General features: G+C 61.6%; 24 protein-coding genes. 19 read left to right on the forward strand and 5 right to left on the reverse strand.

The window, feature by feature from the left end:
• Nucleotides 1-68: 68 nt before the first annotated feature.
• The 18 genes from ACVWY0_RS02305 to ACVWY0_RS02390 all read left to right on the forward strand — a co-directional run bounded on the left by ACVWY0_RS02305 (nt 69) and on the right by ACVWY0_RS02390 (nt 15,587).
• Nucleotides 69-269: a Flp family type IVb pilin gene (locus ACVWY0_RS02305; protein ID WP_252614161.1), complete on the forward strand. Its 201-nt coding sequence runs from the start codon at nt 69-71 to the stop codon at nt 267-269.
• Between the two features lie 167 nt (nt 270-436).
• The gene (locus ACVWY0_RS02310; protein WP_485835268.1) at nt 437-637 is read left to right on the forward strand and encodes a Flp family type IVb pilin; all 201 of its coding nucleotides are present in this window, start codon (nt 437-439) and stop codon (nt 635-637) included.
• Between the two features lie 77 nt (nt 638-714).
• Nucleotides 715-1,104, forward strand: a complete 390-nt coding sequence (locus ACVWY0_RS02315) for a TadE family protein (protein WP_485835269.1) — start codon at nt 715-717, stop codon at nt 1,102-1,104.
• Nucleotides 1,092-2,108 carry a pilus assembly protein TadG-related protein gene (locus tag ACVWY0_RS02320; RefSeq protein ID WP_485835270.1) on the forward strand — a complete coding sequence of 339 codons (1,017 nt, stop codon included), beginning with the start codon at nt 1,092-1,094 and terminating at the stop codon, nt 2,106-2,108. Before ACVWY0_RS02315 ends, ACVWY0_RS02320 begins: the two co-directional genes overlap by 13 nt.
• A 20-nt stretch (nt 2,109-2,128) precedes the next feature.
• Nucleotides 2,129-2,914, forward strand: coding sequence for a Flp pilus assembly protein CpaB (gene cpaB / locus ACVWY0_RS02325; protein ID WP_485835271.1), 786 nt, complete (start codon nt 2,129-2,131; stop codon nt 2,912-2,914).
• Entirely contained in the window at nt 2,911-4,116 is a 1,206-nt protein-coding gene (locus tag ACVWY0_RS02330; protein ID WP_485835272.1) for a CpaE/TadZ family protein, read from the forward strand. Before cpaB (ACVWY0_RS02325) ends, ACVWY0_RS02330 begins: the two co-directional genes overlap by 4 nt.
• Nucleotides 4,113-5,597, forward strand: a complete 1,485-nt coding sequence (locus ACVWY0_RS02335) for a TadA family conjugal transfer-associated ATPase (RefSeq protein WP_463915358.1) — start codon at nt 4,113-4,115, stop codon at nt 5,595-5,597. Before ACVWY0_RS02330 ends, ACVWY0_RS02335 begins: the two co-directional genes overlap by 4 nt.
• 2 nt (nt 5,598-5,599) lie before the next feature.
• Nucleotides 5,600-6,550, forward strand: coding sequence for a type II secretion system F family protein (locus tag ACVWY0_RS02340; RefSeq protein WP_485835273.1), 951 nt, complete (start codon nt 5,600-5,602; stop codon nt 6,548-6,550).
• 12 nt (nt 6,551-6,562) lie between these two features.
• The gene (locus tag ACVWY0_RS02345; protein WP_485835274.1) at nt 6,563-7,438 is read left to right on the forward strand and encodes a type II secretion system F family protein; all 876 of its coding nucleotides are present in this window, start codon (nt 6,563-6,565) and stop codon (nt 7,436-7,438) included.
• A 483-nt stretch (nt 7,439-7,921) separates the two neighbouring features.
• Nucleotides 7,922-8,152, forward strand: coding sequence for a Flp family type IVb pilin (locus ACVWY0_RS02350; RefSeq protein ID WP_485835275.1), 231 nt, complete (start codon nt 7,922-7,924; stop codon nt 8,150-8,152).
• 117 nt (nt 8,153-8,269) lie between these two features.
• Nucleotides 8,270-8,644: a TadE/TadG family type IV pilus assembly protein gene (locus ACVWY0_RS02355; protein ID WP_354157915.1), complete on the forward strand. Its 375-nt coding sequence runs from the start codon at nt 8,270-8,272 to the stop codon at nt 8,642-8,644.
• Nucleotides 8,632-9,657, forward strand: coding sequence for a pilus assembly protein TadG-related protein (locus ACVWY0_RS02360; RefSeq protein WP_485835276.1), 1,026 nt, complete (start codon nt 8,632-8,634; stop codon nt 9,655-9,657). Before ACVWY0_RS02355 ends, ACVWY0_RS02360 begins: the two co-directional genes overlap by 13 nt.
• Before the next feature lie 42 nt (nt 9,658-9,699).
• Nucleotides 9,700-10,470, forward strand: a complete 771-nt coding sequence (gene cpaB / locus ACVWY0_RS02365; protein WP_485835277.1) for a Flp pilus assembly protein CpaB — start codon at nt 9,700-9,702, stop codon at nt 10,468-10,470.
• Complete coding sequence (locus ACVWY0_RS02370; protein WP_485835278.1) at nt 10,467-11,669, forward strand: CpaE/TadZ family protein; 1,203 nt, start codon at nt 10,467-10,469, stop codon at nt 11,667-11,669. Before cpaB (ACVWY0_RS02365) ends, ACVWY0_RS02370 begins: the two co-directional genes overlap by 4 nt.
• A gap of 123 nt (nt 11,670-11,792) precedes the next feature.
• Nucleotides 11,793-13,202 carry a TadA family conjugal transfer-associated ATPase gene (locus ACVWY0_RS02375; protein ID WP_485835388.1) on the forward strand — a complete coding sequence of 470 codons (1,410 nt, stop codon included), beginning with the start codon at nt 11,793-11,795 and terminating at the stop codon, nt 13,200-13,202.
• Between the two features lie 3 nt (nt 13,203-13,205).
• Entirely contained in the window at nt 13,206-14,138 is a 933-nt protein-coding gene (locus ACVWY0_RS02380) for a type II secretion system F family protein (protein WP_485835279.1), read from the forward strand.
• A gap of 7 nt (nt 14,139-14,145) precedes the next feature.
• Nucleotides 14,146-15,030 carry a type II secretion system F family protein gene (locus ACVWY0_RS02385; RefSeq protein WP_485835280.1) on the forward strand — a complete coding sequence of 295 codons (885 nt, stop codon included), beginning with the start codon at nt 14,146-14,148 and terminating at the stop codon, nt 15,028-15,030.
• Nucleotides 15,031-15,122: 92 nt separating this feature from the next.
• Entirely contained in the window at nt 15,123-15,587 is a 465-nt protein-coding gene (locus ACVWY0_RS02390) for an Hpt domain-containing protein (RefSeq protein WP_485835281.1), read from the forward strand.
• Here ACVWY0_RS02390 and ACVWY0_RS02395 read toward each other — a convergent pair.
• A complete protein-coding gene (locus ACVWY0_RS02395; protein WP_485835282.1) occupies nt 15,584-16,387 on the reverse strand; it encodes a response regulator transcription factor in 804 nt (267 codons plus the stop codon). The two genes, ACVWY0_RS02390 and ACVWY0_RS02395, sit on opposite strands and share 4 nt — an antisense overlap.
• A 254-nt stretch (nt 16,388-16,641) precedes the next feature.
• Between ACVWY0_RS02395 and ACVWY0_RS02400 the strand changes: the two genes are divergently transcribed.
• Nucleotides 16,642-18,303: a sensor histidine kinase gene (locus ACVWY0_RS02400; protein WP_485835283.1), complete on the forward strand. Its 1,662-nt coding sequence runs from the start codon at nt 16,642-16,644 to the stop codon at nt 18,301-18,303.
• Between the two features lie 70 nt (nt 18,304-18,373).
• Here ACVWY0_RS02400 and ACVWY0_RS02405 read toward each other — a convergent pair whose 3' ends face one another.
• The 4 genes from ACVWY0_RS02405 to ACVWY0_RS02420 form a co-directional block, all read right to left on the reverse strand.
• Nucleotides 18,374-18,667, reverse strand: a complete 294-nt coding sequence (locus tag ACVWY0_RS02405; protein WP_485835389.1) for a GIY-YIG nuclease family protein — start codon at nt 18,665-18,667, stop codon at nt 18,374-18,376.
• 184 nt (nt 18,668-18,851) lie between these two features.
• Nucleotides 18,852-19,745: a tRNA pseudouridine synthase A gene (locus ACVWY0_RS02410; RefSeq protein ID WP_354153323.1), complete on the reverse strand. Its 894-nt coding sequence runs from the start codon at nt 19,743-19,745 to the stop codon at nt 18,852-18,854.
• Nucleotides 19,746-19,777: 32 nt separating this feature from the next.
• Entirely contained in the window at nt 19,778-20,476 is a 699-nt protein-coding gene (gene rplQ, locus ACVWY0_RS02415; RefSeq protein WP_485835284.1) for a 50S ribosomal protein L17, sunset domain variant, read from the reverse strand.
• Nucleotides 20,477-20,553: 77 nt separating this feature from the next.
• A complete protein-coding gene (locus ACVWY0_RS02420; protein ID WP_056344331.1) occupies nt 20,554-21,564 on the reverse strand; it encodes a DNA-directed RNA polymerase subunit alpha in 1,011 nt (336 codons plus the stop codon).
• Between the last annotated feature and the right edge of the window lie 30 nt (nt 21,565-21,594).

Raw genomic sequence — 21,594 nt, forward strand, 5'->3', positions numbered from 1 at the left:
AATCATGGGGGCCGCTGGAAATTCGTTGAAATAATCCACATCAATTTCACCGAATTAAGGAATCCAAAATGACTGCACTCATGGTCTCCGTTCTTGCCTTTGTTTCCGGAGTCAAGGACCGCTTCAGCTCAGAAAAAGGCGCAACTGCGACGGAGTACTCGCTCCTCGTTGCGTTCATCGCCTTGCTCATCATCATTGGCGTTACCGCCTTCGGCACCGCGCTCAACAACTGGTTCTCAACCCTCGGATCTCGAGTCGGAACCTGGTAAAAAACACACACCCGAAGTGTGCCGGGTCAGTTCACTTGGGATAAGGCACGGCACACTTCGGCTCACGCAGTGCCCAGAATCAAACCCCGCGCTGCAACCAATCGATCGACTGGGGCGATTGACCGACACTACGCATCGGCACCAATTTCACTGAAAAAGGAACTCAAATGACTGCACTAATGGTCTCCTTGCTCGCTTTCGTTGCCGGCATCAAGGAACGTACCGCATCTGAAAAGGGCGCTACCGCCACTGAATATTCACTTCTCGTTGCGTTCATTGCATTGCTCATCATTATTGGCGTGACCGCCTTCGGTACCGCTCTGAACAACTGGTTCTCGACTCTTGGCTCCACAGTCGGTACCTGGTAGTCGAAACCTTCCGCAAGTGTGCCGTGCCTGAGTGCACGGCACACTTCGAAACTTTCCAACCATCCTCGGGGGATCCGTTGAAGAAGACCTGCAAGGAAAGCACGGACCACAAGAGCCGTGGCGCCGTAGCTGTCGAGTTCGCCTTGGTCGCGCCGCTGCTGCTGGCTCTTATCACCGGAATCGTCGAATTCGCTCACGCCTACAACGCCCAAATTTCAGTAACGCAGGCGGCCCGCGAAGCAGCACGAACGATGGCGGTCAAGAACAACCAAACCGACGCCAAAGCTGCGGCAGTCGCTGGAGCCCCTGGACTTACAGGGACCTTCGGGTACACGTTCGCACCTACCGCCTGCACTCCGAATACCACAATGAAAGTCACCATTACTTACAGTTCGCCAACAATGACCGGGTTGTTTGGAAGTTCCGTAACCCTGACCGGAGTAGGAGCAATGCGATGCGGCGGTTGACTCGTAACCCTGAATCCCGAGAGCGTGGGGCCGCCGGTGCACTAGTAGCAGTAATGATGCTGGCACTGATCGGTGCAGGCGCACTCGCCGTGGATGCAGGCCAGATCTATGCCGAGCGCGCCCAGCTGCAAAACGGGGCTGACGCCGGCGCTCTGGCAGGGGTGGATCTGTGCGCGGAATCGGGTTGCGCACAGGCTGACGCTGATGCTCTGGCGGCCGCCTTGGCCAACAGCAACTCCCTTGACTCAAAGTCGACAGTTCAGTCCGTGGACCTCTCAGTTGCTGGCCAGGTTTCGGTCACCACTTCAACCAAGGACGGCACTACTAACGCAGGCTTCCTCACCAAGATGTTCGCGAGCGTACTCAACGCTCCCCCAGTGACAGTGGGCGCCACAGCAACAGCAAAGTGGCTCTACCCTACAAAAGGCATATCCATCCTCCCGTTGACCTTCGCTACGTGCGAATTCGATGACGACGGCATGCCCCACAAAATCCTCACCCAGGGGGGTGGCGGTGGCGCCCAGGACTGCAATGGACTCAACCCATCGAACCAGATCATTCCCGGCGGTTTCGCCTGGCTGAACCCTGATGGAGGCGTTGGTTGCAAGGTCACCGCCGAAGTTGGGAAGTGGAGCTACACCAGTGCAGGCGGGGCAGTTCCCAACGATTGCATGGACCTCTTCAACCCGTCCATTAACCCCACGCTTGCCAACTCGACCGTCGCCCTCCCTGTGTACAAGTACACCTGCAAGGGAATGCCCGCGGCGCAATTCGGAACCTGCCTCGGCAGCAACGTGCAGTACTACATCGAGAAATGGGCAGGCTTCAAGCTACAGGCATGGAACTTTACCGGCCAGGCCAAGTATGACCCGACCAACGTATTCAGCGGGAGCGAGAAGGGGCTATACGGCACTTTCGTGGGGTATTCCGCAGATCCGAACCTCTTCACCGGAGGCTCCACCACACCCAATGGCAACGTCATTGTCATCGGGCTGATCAAGTAAGCACCAACTAAGGGGAGAAATTGAAAACACGCCTACTGGGAGGCATCGCCGCGCTACTCGTTGCAATCATCGGCACAGTCCTTCTCATCACATATGTTCAAAGCGCAGATCAACGGGCTATGGCAGGAACGGAAACGTCCGATGTTCTCGTTGTTCAGAAAGCCATTCCGGCAGGGACTCCCGCGAGCGAAATCGGCGGATCCGTCGCCCTGAAGCCCATTCAGAAGTCCAGCCTCACCGAGGGGACTGTTACGCAACTTTCGGAGCTCGGCAGCAAAGTCACCGCAGTCTCTCTGGTTCCGGGCGAACAACTGCTGACAAGCCGTATGGTTGACCCCGACTCGTTCCTAGGGCCGTCAAGGGTTGCGGTGCCGGACGGCATGCAGGAAGTCACCATCAAGCTGCCCATCGAAAGGGTAGTGGGTGGAAAGATCACAGCAGGGGACACTGTCGGCATCTTCATTTCGCTTCAGGAGACATCGACCAACGGCGCAGGAGAAACTGCAACTCAGTCCTCCGGCACCCAACTTACCTTCCACAAGGTACTGGTTACCGCTTCGCAGTTCAGTAACGGCAGCGCTGCCCAGCCTGATGCCGCCCAGAAAGGCGAATCTGACGGCGCGCTGAGTTCGGGAAACAGCAATCAAAGTGACGGCACGTACCTGATCACAGTGGCACGCAACTCAGTCGAAGCAGAACGCCTCGTCTACGCGGTCGAATACGGCAAGATCTACTTGTCCAAGGAGCCGGCCGAAGCCACCGAAGGAAACACCGGTGTGGTTGATAAGACCAAGGTATTCCGATGAGCCGCTTCGTTCTCATTACGCCCAACACAGATTTCGAACGCCGCGTTCGGATGGCCACCGCCGGCATGCCTGGGTCCCTGCAGTATTTCCAGGCCGACTACCTTCCGGAAGGCCCGGCGGAAGTACTCAAACAGCTCCTCGGTGAACCGCCCGAGGTCTTCATCCTCGGCCCGGGACTTCCAGAAGACGACGCGCTGAAGTTCGCGTCGGTCATGGATTTGCAGTATCCAGAGATCAGCATGATCCTGGTGGCCGGGGAGTCCTCAGAGGTCGCCATCCAGGCGATGCGGGCCGGTGTGAGGGATCTTCTCGACCCTGCGGCTGAAGCGGACCACATCAGGATCATCGTGGAACGGGCCAGCCTGGCGGCGGCGGGTCGTCGTCGAGGCCTCGCACCGAGTAGCTCCGAACACCATGAGCATGCTGAAGGCGGACGCATCATCGCCGTCATCTCCCCGAAGGGCGGAGTGGGCAAGACCACTGTGGCGACCAACCTTGCTGTTGGTCTGGGCCAACTGGCTCCGATGGGGGTTGTAATCGTGGATCTTGACCTGCAGTTCGGCGATGTTGCCAGCGGGCTAATGCTGGACCCCGAGCACACCATCACTGATGCCGTAGTGGGCGCCGCCAGCCAGGATTCCATGGTCCTCAAGACGTACCTCAGCGTGCATCCGGCAGGAATTTACGCCTTGTGCGCGCCACGGAACCCTGTGGAAATGGACCGCATCAGCGGCGACAACGTCACCCACCTTCTCAAGCAGTTGCAGAAGGAGTTCCAATACGTGGTGGTTGATACGGCCCCGGGACTAGGTGAACATGTCCTGGCTACTCTAGATCTCGCTTCGGATGCCGTCTGGATCTGCGGTATGGATATTCCCAGCATCAGGGGCCTGCGGACAGGCAGCCAGATCCTCGCGGAACTGAATCTCCTGCCCGACAGGCGCCACGTGGTCCTGAATATGGCCGACCGGAGGACCGGCCTGACGCTGCAAGACGTGGAAGCCACCATCGGCGCACCGGTCGACGTTGTCTTGCCTCGGTCCAGGACAGTTCCGTTCTCCACCAACAAAGGCGTCCCCCTGCTTCAAGACGGTAGCCGGGACCCCGCCACCAAAGGACTGCGCCAGCTGGTCGACCGGTTCAAGCCGAATTGGGAAGCCAGACCTCATAAGAAACTGCACAGAAGGGCGGTAGTCCAGTGAACCTCTCACGCAGACTAGAAAAAGTGCGCGGTACGGAGTCACCGACGGCGCTGGTCGAAGCCGTACCGGCGAACCCGTTTGCGGCACAGGCTGGACCGGCAGAGCCGGCAACCTTGGGCCGAATTCACGAGGCCAAGACAGCAGAAACGGCCTACGCCGCGGACGTTGTGGAGCTCACACAGACGGCGGCCGTCGCAAGCGGCGCCCTTGGAGCCCTCAAGGAGCGTGCCAGCCAGGCACTCTACGAACGGTTGGGCGCACGCATCACCGACTCCTCGCTCGAAGAAGCCGAGCTGCATCAGTACGTCAAAGACGAACTCAAGATTGTCGTCGATGAGGAACAAGTGCCGCTGACAGGGACTGAGCGCCAGCGGCTGATCCGCGAGATCATCGATGACGTCCTTGGTCACGGGCCAATCCAGCGATTCCTGGACGATCCGACCGTGACTGAGGTCATGGTCAACCGATACGACCAAGTTTACGTGGAGCGCGATGGCAAACTGACCCTGACAGACACGAAGTTCGCTTCCGATGATGCCCTCCGGCGCGTCATCGAAAGGATTGTGTCAAAGGTCGGCCGCCGCATCGACGAATCGTCGCCCCTCGTGGACGCGCGTCTTGCAGACGGTTCCCGAGTGAATGCAATCATTCCGCCGCTGGCTGTCAATGGGCCCGCACTAACCATCCGAAAGTTTGGAGGAAGCGCCCTGACTGTCCAGAAGCTGATCGGTTACGGCAGCCTTTCGCCGGAGATGGCTGAACTGCTTCAGGCATGTGTCCTGGCCCGCATGAACATCATCGTCTCGGGGGGTACCGGCACAGGCAAGACCACACTGCTGAATGCCCTTTCGTCGTTCATTCCGTCTTCCGACCGCATCGTCACCATCGAGGATGCGGTTGAACTGCAACTGCAGCAGGATCACGTGGTCAGGTTGGAAAGCCGGCCGGCCAACATCGAAGGCAAGGGTGAGGTTGCCATCCGCGACCTCGTGCGAAACTCTCTCCGTATGCGACCCGACCGTATTGTCGTCGGTGAGGTCCGCGGCGGCGAATGTCTAGACATGTTGCAAGCCATGAACACAGGACACGACGGATCCTTGTCGACAGTCCACGCAAACTCACCGCGGGACGCTATCGCCCGTCTTGAGACCCTTGTCCTGATGGCCGGCATGGATCTACCACTCAGGGCAGTGAGGGAGCAGGTGGCATCCGCCGTCAACCTCATCGTCCATATATCCAGGCTCCGAGACGGAACCCGAAGGGTTACGCACATTACGGAGGTCCAGGGAATGGAGGGCGACATCGTCACGCTTCAGGATGCATTCGTCTTCGACTATTCTGCCGGTGTTGATGCAAGCGGCCGATTCCTGGGCAAGCCTATTCCGACGGGTGTGCGGCCGCGGTTTACCGACAGGTTCGTTGAGCTCGGTATCCACATCTCGCCCCAAGTCTTTGGTGCTCAGCCCGTCAGGGGCCGATAGCCATGGGAGCCGAGTTGCCAGTGGGCATCTTCATCGGTGGGCTATTCCTGGTCTACGTGTCCCTCGGGCTCATCTTCGGAGTGGTCGTAAGGGGTCGGGCGGGAGTCGCCCTTTCGCGAAGGCGTCCTGATGCTGTTCAATATTCCTCAAGCCTGACGAAGCTGACGGACCATGCCGCGGGGATTCTGAACCGCAGCCTGAAGAAGCGGCCCAGCGGCTTATTCAACCGCGAGAAGCTGGAGCAGGCAGGCCTCCACAAAGAGCCGGGCGACTATCTTCTGATGGCGGGAGCAATAACCCTGGTGGCGGGAGTGCTCGGGTTCCTCCTCGCGGGACTCGGGATCAGCATCCTCTCCGTTTTGCTCTCCCCGTTTCTGCTCCTGGTACTCCTGAACATGCTCATCTCGCGGCGCCGGCGGAAGTTTGACACGCAGGTGCCGGACACACTCCAGATGTTCGCCGGTGGTCTTCGCGCAGGGCACAGCCTCTTGAGGGCCATCGATGCGGCTGCTCAGGAAAACGACGGGCCGATGGCCGAAGAGCTCAGTCGCGTCATCAACGAGACGCGGATTGGACGCGACCTGGGCGAGTCCTTGGCTGACGTTTCCCGGAGAACGGCCAGCGAAGACTTCTACTGGATTGCCCAAGCCATTGAGATCCACCGAGAGGTGGGCGGCGATCTCGCTGAAGTCCTTGACCACGTCGGCGAAACAATCAGGGATCGAAACCAGGTTCGGGGCCAGGTACGGGCCTTGAGTGCGGAAGGCAGGGTTTCGGCCGTCGTCCTGATGGCACTGCCGATCCTGATGTTCTTCGGTCTGCTGATCTTCAATCCCACTTACTCCAAGGTTTTCACCACCACGGTTGTTGGATTCCTTATGGTGGGTGCGGCCATTGTCCTGCTGTCCACCGGCGGGTTTTGGCTCAGCCGAATCATTAAGCCGAAGTACTAGGAGGCGGACGAAATGCAACCCATCGCATTAGCAGCAATCCTGGCCATCATTCTTCCGATTTCGGGCATGATCTGGCTGGCGTTCACGGGCGATCTCGCCGGAATTCGTAACATCCAAACCAATCTTGGACGCCGGCCCAGCCAAGTTGCCCAGTCGTTGAATGTCAATGAGCAAATCGCCGCCCTCTCCAAGCGGCTCACACCCCGCAGCTACGAAGCATGGCTGGACAAGCAGTTGGCGGGAGCGGGCAGGCCCAAGCAATGGCCGCTGGCACGCATCATCATGGTGAAGCCGATGCTGGCTTTCGGCGGAGCAATTCTGGGGCTCCTCGTCTTCCTTGGCGCTCCGTCCGCTGGACGAGTCGCAATAGGCGTCGTGATCGTGGCGTTGGCGTACTTCGTGCCTGACATCCTGTTACGAAACCGGGCCCAGAAGCGTCGCGAGGAGATCCGGCTCGAACTTCCTAACGCGCTGGACCAGATGCTGATCTCGGTTCAGGCGGGATTGGGCTTCGAGACCGCCATGGGTCGGGCTGGTGAGAACGGGCGGGGTCCACTTGCAGACGAACTCATTAGGACACTGCAGGACATCCAGGTGGGCCGGTCCCGGAAGGAAGCCTACTTATCGCTCGCCGAGCGCGTCGATGTTCCTGACGTGCGCAGCTTCATCCGGGCAGTTGTTCAGGCTGACACTTACGGCATTGCGATTGCAGGTGTGCTGAAGATTCAAGCCAAGGACATGAGAATCAAGCGGCGGCAGCGGGCGGAAGAGCATGCAATGAAGATGCCCGTAAAGATGCTTTTCCCCCTCATCTTCTTCATCTTACCGACGCTCTTCATCGTACTGCTGGGGCCGGCAGTGCTTCAGATCATGGCCGTATTTTCTTAGGGGGAACGATGTTCAATCGATTCCAAAAGCTTGTGACGCATTTGGCCGAAACCGTCGAAACAATGGTTCACGACCAACGCGGCGCCACGCAACCGAGTATGGAATCCTGCTTTCGTTCTTGGCGCTAGCCATTGTTCTGGGAGTAACCGCGTTCGGCCAAGCCTTGAACCTCCACTACCTCGGCCTGACCACCACGCTCAAGACGGCACTCGGACTCCCCTAACCGTCCCACCGCGCCATTCGGCGCCCAAATGCCGGACCCCCTCGGAACCCAGAACCGAGGGGGTCCGTTTTGTGTGCCTGGGCAATCATCATTTCGCAGCGCCAACGCAGGATTTCCGAAGGCAAAGCGCAGGAAGCGCGCAGCCAGGGAAGTCTTGGCACAGGATGTTGCAAGTTCTCATCAACATTGCATCAAGAGTTGCTAGTTTCGTGGTTGAGCTGGTGCAGGACCAGCCACCCAAAACTCGCTCAGGAGTCCCCATGCTTTCTCTCCACACCAACCTCATGATCCGCCTTCGCAGTGAAGAAAAGGGCGCCACCGCCGTCGAATACGGCATCATGGTCGCGCTCATCGCCGTCGTCATCATCGTCGCCGTCACCCTCCTCGGGACGACCCTTAGCGACACGTTCAGCAACATCCAGTGCAACGTTTCGGGCAAGGGGAACTGGGTTCCCGGAGTCGCGGGCGCAGCAGGTGCCTGCGCTAAGTAAGGTACCTGCGCACCTCTAGACCTGCCCAGCGCACCGGCACAACGCGAGTGGCGGCGGCATTCAAGCCGCCGCCACTCCGCTTTCCACAGCAGATTGGCCATACCGAAAGGCGCCATCATGTCCAGGGCATCCGAGCGTGGAGCCGTCGCGGTCGAGTTTGCGATCGTGGCGCCCCTCCTCGTCATGCTCCTTCTGGGCATCATGGAATTCAGCCGTGCGTACAATGCGCAGGCCTCGCTCTCGGCCGCCGCTCGTGAAGGGGTCCGGGTCATGGCCATCTCCAGCAACGTAACGGCAGCCCGCACTGCGGCCAAGAACGCGGCGGTGTCCCTGAACCCTGCGTTGACCGACGCCAACATCAGTTTCGGCAGCGCGACATGCACCCCCAACGCCCAGATGACCATCACTATCACCTACACCCTGTCCACCATGACAGGCATTGCAGGCCCGTTCGCCATGACGGGCAAAGGGGCCATGTTGTGCGGCGGCTGACACGCAGAAAGCACGACGGCGAGCGCGGCGCCGTTAGTGTAATCGTCGCCCTGATGCTGGTCGCGTTTCTGGGCTTCGGAGCAATGGCTGTGGACGTGAGCATGCTCTACTCGGAACGCACGCAGTTGCGGAACGGAGCCGACGCCGCAGCACTTGCCATCGCACAAAAGTGTGCCAAGAGCGCCACAGATCCGGATTGCTCCACCCCTTCGTCCATGGCTGCTGCCTATGCCAACAGCAATGCCAACGACGGCCTCAGCAACATCAAGTCAATTGTGCTGGACAAGACGGGTGGCACCGTGACCGTCACAGTCGGCTCCCAGGAGGCAGGGCATACACCCAACCAAGTGTCCCTGTTCTTCGCCCGCGTCTTCGGCCTCAACACCACCGAGGTCAACGCCCCGGCAACGGTCAAATGGGGCAGTCCGGTGAAGGGCACCACCGCATTTCCCATCACCGTTTCCATCTGCCAGGTCCGCGGCCAGACTGGCGTGATGCAGCTTCTGCGCCTGCACGGGACCGGGGCCAATCCAAGCTGCTTCTACGGACCGTCCGGCGCCGCAGTCGAAGGCGGGTTCGGTGGTCTCACGCAGGACCCCAATTCCTGCGGAGCCTTTATTGACATCGCGAAGAGCATGGCCAACGGCGACACGGGCAACAACCCCCCGCCCAACTGTGAGACCACACTGAACTCTTGGGCGGCGGACATGAATGCAGGCAAGGACGTCATTGTCTTGCTGCCCATTTTCAATAAAGTGACCGGCACAGGAACAAATGCAGTCTTCGGACTTACCACCTTCGCTGCGTTCAAGGTGGCCGGCTGGAAGGTCGGCCCCACCGGACTTCCCTACACCTTTCGCAACAGATCGCCTGATGTCCCGGCTGCCCTTGAATGCAAAGAGCCATGCCGCGGAATCATCGGCACATTCGTCAAATACGTTTCCCTGGCAAACGGCTACACCTTGGGGCCAGTGAACCCCGACGGCGCGACCGTTGTCGCGCTTAGCAGTTAGACCTTATAGCACCATGATTTTTCAAAAAACCAGGAGCAGTCAGTGAAATCACGTTTGTTGGCAGGAGTGGTAGCGGTCCTGCTGGCCATCGTCGGGGCGGTGATCGTTGTCACCTACGCCCAGGGCGCGGACCAGCGGGCCGTTCGGAACCTTGATCCTGTAGGCGTCCTGGTGGTCACCAAAGCCGTGCCGGCTGGCTCTTCGGCAGATACGCTAAAGGCGGCAGTCACCCTCCAGCAACTGCCGGGCACCGCCGTCGCAAAAACCGCCCTGAACACCCTGGACGGCTCGGGCGGCAAGGTCACCTCCGCGGATCTTGTCCCCGGCGAGCAGCTGCTGGCCGAACGCCTTGTCTCCCCGGAGGAACTGAAGTCTTCCGGCTCTGTGCCGGTGCCGGCAGGCCTGCAGGAAGTCTCCTTCCAGCTGGAGCCGCAGCGCGTCGTCGGCGGCCGTGTGACGCCCGGCGACCATGTTGGCATCTTCATCTCGATGCCCAGTGGCGGTATCGAAGCGAAATCCGACAAGGAAACCGTCCAGCTATCCATCCACAAGGCAATTGTGACCGCGGTCCAGCGAGCGCCGGAAGGCGCTGCCGCAAAGCCAACGCCGTCAGCAACCGACGCGCCTGCGCCGGACCCCCGTGACGTGAACCTCCCCACCGGATCCCTGATGGTCACCGTTGCAGTGAATGACATCAATGCAGGCAAGATCGTCTTCGCCGCAGAGTACGCTTCCATCTGGCTCAGCAGGGAACCCTTGGACGCCCAGGACAGCGGACCGCGCACCATCACCCGGCCGGACCTCTACAAATGAGCCGCTTCGTCCTCATCACCCCTGACCTCGACTTCGACGCCCGCCTCCGCCAGGCCGTTGCCGGCGGACTCCAGGGCGGCGTGCAGACCTTCTTTACCGACCGGCTGCCCCAGGATCCGAACGAACTGTTTGCGCACATGAACCAGGAGCAGCCCGAGGTCCTGGTCCTGGGACCGGAGGTGCCGGTCGATGACGCCCTCCGGCTCGCCACGGTGCTGAACGTCAGCTTCCCCGAACTCGGTGTCATTCTGGCCGCCGAACCCGGTCCTGATCCCAGCTTCCTCCTGCATGCCATGCGTGCAGGCATCCGGGACATCGTCCCGCCGGACTCCGATGCGGCACAGATCCGTGTACTCCTGGAGCGCGCCAGCCAGTCCTTCGCCAGCCGACACCGCACCCAAGTGCCCCAGCAAGCAACGGAAACCAATAAGGGCCTGGTCATCGGCGTCTTCTCCCCCAAGGGCGGCGTGGGCAAAACCACCATTGCCACCAACATCGCCATCGGACTGGGCAAAGTGGCACCCATGAGTGTGGTCATCGTGGACCTGGACCTCCAGTTCGGGGACGTCGCGTCGGGGCTATACCTTGACCCCGAGCACACTGTCACGGACGCGGTCTCCCCCGCCGCCAGCCAGGACTCCCTGGTACTCAAGGCCTTTCTTACCGTCCACCCGGGCAGCATCTACGCCCTCTGTGCCCCAGTCACCCCCATTGACGCCGACGAGATCACCCCTGAACAGGTCAGCCGTCTCTTGGAACAGCTGTCCGAGCAGTTCCAATACGTTGTCGTGGACACCGCACCGGGGCTGCCGGAGATCGGGCTCGCGGCCATGGAAAAGTGCACCGATGTGGTCTGGGTCAGCGGCATGGACATCCCCAGCGTGCGTGGCCTGCGCTCCGGGCTGGATATCCTGCGCCAGCTGGACATCCTTCCCGAGACCCGGCACGTGGTGCTGAACATGGCTGATGCCAAGAACGGCCTCACCGTCCAGGACCTGGAATCGACTATGGGCGCGCCGGTTGATGTGAGCATCCCGCGGTCCCGCGCCGTGGCCCTGTCCACCAACCGCGGAATCCCTGTCCTTCAGGAACCGGTCAAAGACCCCGCGACCAAGGGGCTCAATCAGCTCGTTGAACGCTTCAACCCTGCGTGGCGGGCCAAGTCCCAGCGCAAACTGCACCGAAGGGTAGTGGTCTAGATGAAACTTTCAGAGCGCATCAGCGCGGCTCAGTCGAAATCCGCGGCTCCCCCCCCACCGGCCCCAGCGCGTGCATCCACCCCCATGCTCGAACTGCCCCGTCCGGAAATCCCTGCCCAGCGGATGCATTGGTTTGACCAGACCCGCGAACAACGGACGACGACGGCGGCACCTGCCGCCGTCGTCCTCCCTGATCCCCCGGAAGCCATAAAACCCAAGCTCCAGCAGCCGGTGGATGTCTTCGCCACCTTAAAACAAAGGGCCGCCACCGCACTGTTCGAGCGTCTGGGTGCCCGGTTCAACGACTCCGGCATAACCGAACACGAACTGAAAACCTCGGCGCGGGAAGAACTGACCCGCTTCATTGATGCCGAGCAGGTGCCGCTGTCTGCCGATGAGCGCAGCCGCCTGGTCCAGGACGTTGCCGATGACGTTCTGGGCTACGGTCCGTTGCAGCGGCTGCTGGATGACCCCGCGGTCACCGAAATCATGGTCAACCGCATGGACCAGATCTACGTGGAGCGCAAAGGGCACCTCACCCTCGCGGATTCGCGGTTCAGCTCCGAGGAGCACCTGCGCAAGGTCATTGAACGCATCGTGTCCAAGGTGGGACGCCGCATCGATGAGTCCTCGCCGCTGGTGGACGCCCGGCTTGAAGACGGTTCCCGCGTTAACGCCGTGATCCCTCCGCTGGCCGTGGGCGGATCATCGCTGACCATCCGTAAGTTCAGCAAGGTCCCGCTCACCGTCCGGAACCTCATCGATTTCGGCACCCTGACGCCGGAAATGGCTGAACTGCTCAACGCCTGCGTCAAAGCCAAGCTCAACATCATCGTGTCCGGCGGAACGGGCACCGGCAAAACCACGCTGCTGAACGTCCTGTCCTCCTTCCTGCCGGCAAACGAACGCATCGTGACCATCGAGGATGCCGTGGAACTCCAGATCCAGCAGGACCACGTGGTCCGGCTCGAAAGCCGCCCGCCCAACACCGAGGGCAAAGGCGAGGTGACCATCCGCGAACTCCTCCGGAACTCGCTGCGTATGCGCCCTGACCGCATTGTGGTGGGCGAGGTCCGTGGCGGCGAATCGCTGGACATGCTCCAGGCCATGAACACCGGCCATGACGGGTCCCTCTCCACGGTGCACTCCAACTCGCCGCGAGACGCCGTTGCCCGTTTGGAAACGCTGGTTCTGATGGCTGGCATGGACCTGCCGCTGCGGGCCATCCGTGAACAAATCGCCTCGGCTGTGAACCTGATCGTCCAGATCTCCCGCCTTCGCGACGGGTCCCGCCGGATCACCCATGTGACCGAGGTCCAGGGCATGGAAGGCGACATTGTGACGCTTCAAGATGCCTTTGTCTTCGACTACTCCGCCGGGGTGGACGCCCACGGGCGCTTCCTTGGCAAGCCCGTGGCCACCGGAATCCGGCCGCGGTTCATCGACCGTTTCGAGGACCTGGGGATCCACGTTTCGCCTGCGGTCTTCGCCACTCCCGCGGCTACGGCCACATCCGCCGACGGTAGGGGTTAGGCGATGCTCATCATTCTGGGAGCCGCGCTCCTTTTCATTGCCCCTATTCTGGTGGGCGTGGCGCTGGTGCTGCCACGAACCCCTGACATTGCGCTGGACCGGCGCCGCCCGTATGAGGCGGACCCGCCGTCGGGCCTTACTCGGCTGGCCAGCGCAACCGTGGGAAGCCTCGACCGGTTCCTGGTAACCCGGAATGTCCGACTCTATAACCGCGACGCACTGGAGAACGCCGGGGTCCGCCTCAGCCAGGCTGAGTTCATAGTGCTGGTCATTGCCGGCGCCATCATGGGGGCCCTGGTGGGGCTCGTGATCGGGGCACCGTTCGTTTCCTTCCTGCTGGTCTTCCTGGCGCCCTTCGCCGGCCATCTGCTGCTGGGATTCCTCGCGGGCAAACGCCGTGCCAAGTTCGACCAGCAACTAGGTGACACGCTGCAGCTGCTGTCCGGCGGGTTGCGGGCCGGCCACAGCATTCTGCGGGCCATCGACGCGGCCGCCGCCGAGTCGCAGAGCCCCACCTCAGAAGAGATGCGCCGCGTCATCACGGAGACCAGCCTGGGCCGGGACCTGCTTGCTTCCTTGACTGACACATCCGAACGCATGCACAACGAGGACTTCGTCTGGATCGCCCAGGCCATCCAGATCAACCGCGAAGTGGGCGGAAACCTGGCTGAAGTCCTGGACCAGGTGAACGAAACCATCCGCGAGCGCAGCGAGATCAAGGGGCACATCAAGTCCCTTGCCGCGGAGGGTAAATTTTCCGCCTACATCCTCATCGCCATGCCCTTCGGAATTGTCGTGATGCTGATGATGGTGAACCCCGGCTACATGAACCCGATGTTCACAAACCCGCTGGGGTGGGTCATGATGGGCGCTTCGGCCGTCATGATGACGCTTGGCAGCCTGTGGATGCGCAAAATCATCGATCTGAAGTTCTGAGGCGACCATGAGCCCTCTCGTCATTTCCTCGCTCCTGCTGGTCTCCCTGCCCATCGGCTACCTGGCATGGGCTGTCCTTACCGTGGACCGGAAGGGCCGGACTGCCACGGTGGCCATCCTGAACCGGGGCCGGCGTTCTGCCGAAGTGCCCGAAACGAAATCCACCAGCCTGCTGGCCGGGGTCGGCTACCACCTGACGCCACCCGCCTACGTCCGCAAACTCGACCGCTTGCTATCGCTCGCAGGCAGGCCTCCGGCCATGCCTTTGGAAAAGGTCCTTGGTGCCAAGCTCGCCATAGGCCTCGCGGGTGCGTCCCTCGGGATCTACCTGGCCGCCGTCGGAAGCACGCCCATGATGAAACTCGCGGGCATCTTCCTCCTGTTCCTCGGCTATTTCATCCCGGACCTGATGCTCTACAGCAAAGGCATGGAGCGCCAGAAGGCCATGCAGCTGGAACTGGCCAACACCCTGGACCAGATGCTGATCTCGGTGGAAGCCGGCCTTGGCTTCGAAGGGGCCATGTCCCGCGCCGGCGAAAACGGCAAGGGGCCCTTGGCCGACGAACTGGTCCGCACGCTGCAGGACATGCAGGTGGGCCGCAGCCGGCGTGAGTCATATCAGGCACTGGCCGAGAGGACCAGCATCCCGGAACTTCGGAGCTTCGTCCAGGCTGTGGTCCAGGCCGACACCTATGGCATCGCCATCAGCCGGGTCCTGCGGATCCAGGCCAAGGTGATGCGCGTAAAACGCCGCCAACGTGCCGAGGAAAAGGCCATGAAACTCCCCGTGATGATCCTCTTTCCCCTGCTGTTCTTTATTTTTCCCGTGCTCTTCATTGCCATTCTGGGGCCAGCGGTTATCAACACGGTTGTCACATTCAGCGGGCAATGACGCCAGATACCTCAAGTCAAGGATGACTCAAGGTTTCCACAGGATCTACTGAACATGGGCTCTCACATAACTACAGGAAGTAGCCTTGAAGCATGGATAGTCCACATCTCACCTCCAGCAGCGGGGGTGTCCCTGCCGAGTCGTCCGCCGCGGGGTCCGTTGCGGACGTGCGTTCCGGACAGCCGCAGGCGGGCGACGAACCCCTGCGCTGGGTCGAACCGTACATCCTGGCGGAACTGGAGGCAGATCTGGACGGCCCCGAACTTGCCCTTGGATTCGCCCGCGACTACGCGTCTTTGTGGGACCAGCGCTTTGGCCGGCTGGCCGCAGCGGTCCACACGGAGGACCGCCCCGCAGCCTTGGACGCTGTCGTCAGCCTGCGGATCGCCTCCGCCATGGTGGGCGGGATCCGGTTGTCTGTTCTGGCCCAAGGTCTGGAGGACGCCATCCGCCGCAGCGACTTCGTCCAAGGCCAGGCACTGCTGGCCACCGTGGCAGAGCACGGCGTGCGTACAGTCTCAGAGCTCCAGGCGAACTACATCCTCAAGAATGACTAGTGTCCAGCCCCCGGCCAGCCCTGCAGGTCGGTCCTTGTAGGTGCGAGTCGGTAGCCCACTCCGCGCACCGTCTGAAGCCAGCGCGGTGACAGCGGATCCTCCCGAAGCTTGCGGCGAAGGTTCCCGACGTGGACTTCCACGGCCCGCTCGTCAGCCTCACTGATATACGCATCGGGCTCATAAAGGTCACCCCGGACCGCTCGCACCAGATCGGACCGCGTACACACCATCCCCTCGCCGCTGAGCAAAGTGTGCAGGAGGTCGAACTCGCTGCGCGTGAGCCCGAGGTTGACCTCGCCAATCACCACCGTGCGGGTCCGGTAGTTCAGAATGAGCCCGTTGTGCTGGAGAACTCCCGTGTGGGTGAAGGTTGCCGGCGCGGCCGGAGGTGAAGCCCATGAAGCCGCCTGGGGTGGACTGGTGACCTCATGGCGCGGCCTGCGCATCATGGCCGCCACCCTGGCCCGGAGTTCACGCGGCCTGAAGGGTTTGGCGATGTAGTCATCTGCCCCGGCGTTCAGGGCTGAGAGTAGGTCTGGTTCCTCGGTTCGGCCCGTCAGCATAACTACATAGGCATCGCTGAAGGAGCGGATTCGCCGCAGAACCTCAAAACCGTCAATGTCCGGGAGACCGATGTCCAGCGTGACCACCTGGGCCTTGTTATGTCGTACCACTTCTACGCCCTCCCGCCCCTCGGCGGCAGTATGGACCTCAAAGCCTGCCTGGCGCAGCACTCCCTCAAGGAGGTTCCGCACATCGGCGTCGTCTTCAATTACTACAGCTACCCCAAGATCGTCCATGTCTATCCCTGTTGCCAGGTGGAAGAGGTCCCCATCAGCCCAGCGCTAATCCCCTCATCCACTCCAACTCTCTATACGGTACAAGTATGAACGGCGGATGACACGCGTTCCGGCGTTTAGTTTTGGAAAGTCAATTACCATGACAACGCAGCAGATTAGGATTCGGAGGGCTGATTACCTCAGCGTTCAGATATTCGGCTGCATCAAATCATTGGGGACGGAATGGGGACCGTCAGGAAAGTTGGAGACTCCGTATGGCTCGACGTCCCTCGCCGCGGGGAGTTGCCCTCTATTTCAGGAAGCTCGGCCCTCGCACCCAGGTGGCACTGTGCCAGCTTCCGCTGTCGCTGATTGTCGCCATCCTCGGCGTGATGACGCCCTTCACATGGCCATCGCTGCTGTCCAGCCCCCTCTACCTGGCCGGACTCGGACTGCACGCCGTCCTCTTTCTGGCATGTTTCCTGATGCCCTGGGAGCGCATGCGCCATAGTGCCTATCTGATCATTCCAGTGCTGGACCTTCTCGCAGTGGGACTCCTACGCAACGGCGCCGCGCCGCTCCTGCCGGGACTGGCAATCCTGGTGGTGTTTCCGGTTATCTGGCTCGCCGCTTCCGGGATGCTGGTCCGTACCAGCCTTGTACTGAGCGCTCTGGGACCGCTCCTGATCATGGTTCCCTCAACAGCCCCGAAATTGCCCAACCTCACGGCTGCCGACATCACGGCACTCGTGCTTTTCCCGCTGGTGATGCTTGCTGTTTCACTCGCGATCCGCTTCGCCAGCGTCAACATGCGTATCCAGCAGCGGCAGCTGCAGACCATGGGCGAGGAACTGCGGGAACTGCTCGCCGCGAGTCGGGAACGCGAGGAACTCCTGATGACCATCCTGGACGCCACCGACGTCGGCATTGTTGCCGTCGATTCGCACGGTGACCAGCTGCTGGCCAACAACATGATGCGGCGTTGGCAGCAGACCGCCGCACCCGCCGGCGTCGAGCCTGCCGACCACAGCGAACAGCGGGTCTTCGCCCGGGACAAAGTGACTCCCCTCCCGCCGGACAAGCGTCCCCTCCGGCGCGCCATTGAGGGTGAATCTTTCGCGGACTATCTCGTCTGGATCGGCGATGTCCCGCAGCAGCGCGCGGTGTCCACCGCCGCCAGGCCGTTAATGGACGACGGCGGCCGCCTCACCGGAGCGGTGGTCGTCTACAGCGACGTCACGGGGCTGGTTGAAGCCATGGCCGCGAACGAGGAACTGGTCTCGAACGTCTCCCACGAATTCCGGTCGCCGCTGAATTCCATCCTGGGTAACATCGACCTGGTGCTCGAGGACAGCGACGGACTTCCCGACGTTACGGTCCAGCGGCTGGAGGTGGTCCAGCGAAACTCCGAACGGCTGCTTGCCCTGGTCTCGGACCTGACGCTCGAAGCGTCCGCCGCCCTGAACGTCCACCCGAAACGGACCGACATTTCCGGCCTGGTGGAGACCAGCATCGGCTCAGCCCAGGCACACGCGGAGCGGTCAGCCGTAGCCCTGGTGGCCGACGTGCCCTCACCGCTCTGGGCCTATGCCGACCCGCTGCGGATCGGCCAGGCACTGGACAACCTGGTGTCGAACGCCATCAAATACTCGCCCGACGGCGGCACAGTGACCATCAGCGCGGCCGACACCGAGGACTGGGTCAAGCTTGTCGTTCAGGACACCGGGATGGGCATGGCGCCGGAGGATGCGGCCAAGGTTTTCAGCCGGTTCTTCCGCGCCGAGTCGGCCCGGGACGCAGCCATTCCGGGCGCCGGGCTGGGCCTCTCCATCACCAAGACCATCCTGGAACGCCACGGCGGGGCCATCGCCTGCGCCAGTGCCCTGGGCGGCGGAAGCACGTTCACCATGACCCTGCCCGTCGAATCCGGTGGTTGAGCCTGTCGAAACCGAGCCCGGTGGTTGAGCCTGTCGAAACCCAAGCCCGGCGGTTGAGCCCGTCGAAATCCTACGGAATCGTTCGCTTTCCGGGAGCGGCCGATAGTCCCGGCAAGTCGCTGTATCGCCCGCTTACAAGGGCTTCCCTTTTGGCACGGCTCCAACCCTGAACCTGCTTCTCCCGCGCAAACGCCTGGTCAACACGGCTGAACTCTTCAATCCAAACGAGCTCCACCGGCCTTCGGCGTCGCGTGTAGGCGGCCCCTTCACCCGATTGGTGCTGCGCGAAGCGCATCTCCATATTCACCGTGCTGCCCACGTAGTAGGAGCCGTCAGAGCAGCGAAGCATATACGCGAATGGCATGTGAATACTCTGCACGGCATTCTCAGGTTTCAAGAGTGGGAGAACGCCTATGTGGAAAACTAGTGGGGTTTCGACAGGCTCAACCACCGGCGCGGGGTTTCGACAGGCTCAACCACCGAGCTCGGTTTCGACAGGCTCTACCACCGGACCGCCACTCGGTTTCGACAGGCTCAACCACCGGAGCTCAATGCTTGCGGACTGCCCTTGTCAGCTCGGCGCGGGCCAGCATCTCGTCGTCGGACGGGTAGGCCACTTCTTCCAAGACCAGCGGGTGCGGGGCGGCCAGGACGGACTTGGCGTCCCGCTTCTTTGCCAGCAGCCGCTCATGCAGCCAGCCCGGCTCCTCGATGCCCTCGCCCACGAACAGGGCTGAGCCAACCAGCGAGCGAACCATGTTGTGGCAGAACGCGTCGGCCTGGACGGTGGCCACAATGACGCCGTCTTCACTGCGATGGAACTCGAAGCGCTGCAGCTCACGGACGGTGGTGGCACCCTCCCGCGGCTTGCAGTAGGACAGGAAGTTCTGCAGCCCCAGCAGCTGCATGGCACCCACGTTCAGCAGGTCTACGTCCAGCGGGCTTTGGTGCCAGAGCGTGAAGTACCGTTCGAGCGGATCCCACAGTGCAGGTCCGTCCGCGATGCGGTAGCTGTAGCGCCGCCAGAGTGCAGAGAACCTGGCATCGAAACCCACGGGCGCCAGGGACACCAGGTGGACCTCGATAGCCCCGCTCAGGTCCCCCAACCCCCTGCTGAGGGCGCCACGAATCCGCCGAAGGAATGCGACGGCGGGATCCAGTTCGTGCCCGCGCGGCAGTTTCAGCCACTCTGCCTCGGTCAGGTCCAGGTGGACCACCTGGCCGCGGGCGTGCACACCGGCGTCGGTACGTCCCGCCACGGTGACCCGGATCGGCCGGCGGATCAACAACGCCAGGGCCTCTTCCAGGATGCCCTGGACTGTCCGCAATCCCGGCTGCACTGCCCACCCGTTGAAGGGGCCGCCGTCGTACGATAAATCAAACCGGACACGCAAAAACCCGCCGCCCCCCAAAACGGGGGCAGCGGGTTTTTGGTCGTTCATAGACATAAGTCTACTGGAGCGTCAGAGCCTGATTACTCAGCTTCGACGGCCTGTGCAGCGTCGCCACCGGCAGGCACGAAACCTGCGGCTGCGGCGGACTCAGCAGAGTCGAACCAGACTTCAGCAACCGTGGCGTCGTACCAGCGTGAGCCGGGAACGTGGTACTTCATGGAGTCCTCGTTGCCCTTGACCTCGAAGCCCTCAGGGGCAACGTTGTCAGCCGTAGCAGGCTTGGAGCCGGCGTACTTGGCTTCAGCAGCTTCGGTCTCGGCAGCTTCGGTTTCGACAGGCTCGGTTTCGACAGGCTCAGCAACCGGAGCAGCCTTAGCGGCGGCCTGGGTAGCCTCGGCCACAACGGCCTGCTTGGCGGAAACCGGCTCGAGAACCAGTTCGATGACAGCCATGGGAGCGTTGTCGCCCTTACGGTTGCCGATCTTGGTGATGCGGGTGTAGCCGCCGTTGCGGTTCTCCACTGCCTGTGCAATGTCGGTGAACAGCTCGTGGACGATGCCCTTGTTGCTGATCAGGCCGAGTACACGGCGGCGGGAAGCCAGGTCGCCACGCTTGGCGAAAGTCACCAGACGCTCGGCGTAGGGCTTCAGTCGCTTGGCCTTGGTCACCGTGGTGGTGATCCGCTTGTGCTCGAACAGTGCGGCGGACAGGTTCGCGAGCATAAGACGCTCGTGAGCCGCTCCGCCTCCGAGGCGCGGACCCTTAGCGGGGGTAGGCATAATAGTTTCTCCTCATATGGAAGCCAGTTGTCTGCGCACACCGTGGTGCATCCAGCCAGCCGGCCAAGATCTGTTTGTTAGAGTTCGTCGTCGCCGAAGGCGGCGTCGTCCTCTTCAATTGCTGCGGCGCGTGCTGCGAGGTCAAAACCGGGAGGCGAGTCCTTGAGGGACAGGCCCAGTTCAACCAGCTTTGCCTTGACCTCGTCAATGGACTTCGCACCGAAGTTACGGATGTCCATGAGGTCAGCCTCGGAGCGTGCAACGAGTTCACCCACGGTGTGGATGCCCTCACGCTTGAGGCAGTTGTAGGAACGGACGGTGAGGTCCAGATCCTCGATCGGCAGTGCCATGTCTGCTGCCAGGGCAGCATCCGTCGGCGACGGGCCAATCTCGATACCTTCAGCTGCGGTGTTCAGCTCGCGGGCCAGACCGAAGAGTTCCACCAGGGTGGTACCTGCGGAAGCAACAGCATCGCGCGGGGCGATGGCCTGCTTGGTCTCGACGTCGACAATGAGCTTGTCGAAGTCGGTGCGCTGCTCAACACGGGTTGCTTCCACGCGGAAAGTAACCTTCAGGACCGGCGAGTAGATCGAGTCGACCGGGATACGGCCGATCTCGGAGTCGCCGGACTTGTTCTGAGCTGCCGAAACGTAGCCGCGGCCGCGCTCGATGGTCAGTTCGAGTTCGAACTTGCCCTTCGAGTTCAGCGTGGCAATGTGCAGATCCGGGTTGTGGAATTCGACGCCGGCCGGCGGAGCGATGTCCGCGGCGGTGACGACTCCGGGGCCCTGCTTGCGCAGGTAAGCCACAACCGGCTCGTCGTGCTCGGAGGAAACCGAGAGGCTCTTGATGTTCAGGATGATCTCAGTGACATCTTCCTTGACACCCGGAACCGTGGTGAACTCGTGCAGCACGCCATCGATCCGGATGCTGGTTACAGCGGCACCGGGAATGGAGGAGAGCAGGGTACGGCGGAGGGAGTTTCCTAGGGTGTAGCCGAAGCCCGGTTCCAGCGGTTCAATGATGAAACGCGAGCGGTTATCGGAGACGACCTCTTCGGAGAGGGTGGGGCGCTGTGCAATGAGCACTTAGGTTTCCTTTCGGCGAGCATCCGCTAT

The organism is Arthrobacter sp. UYNi723 (assembly GCF_054057635.1).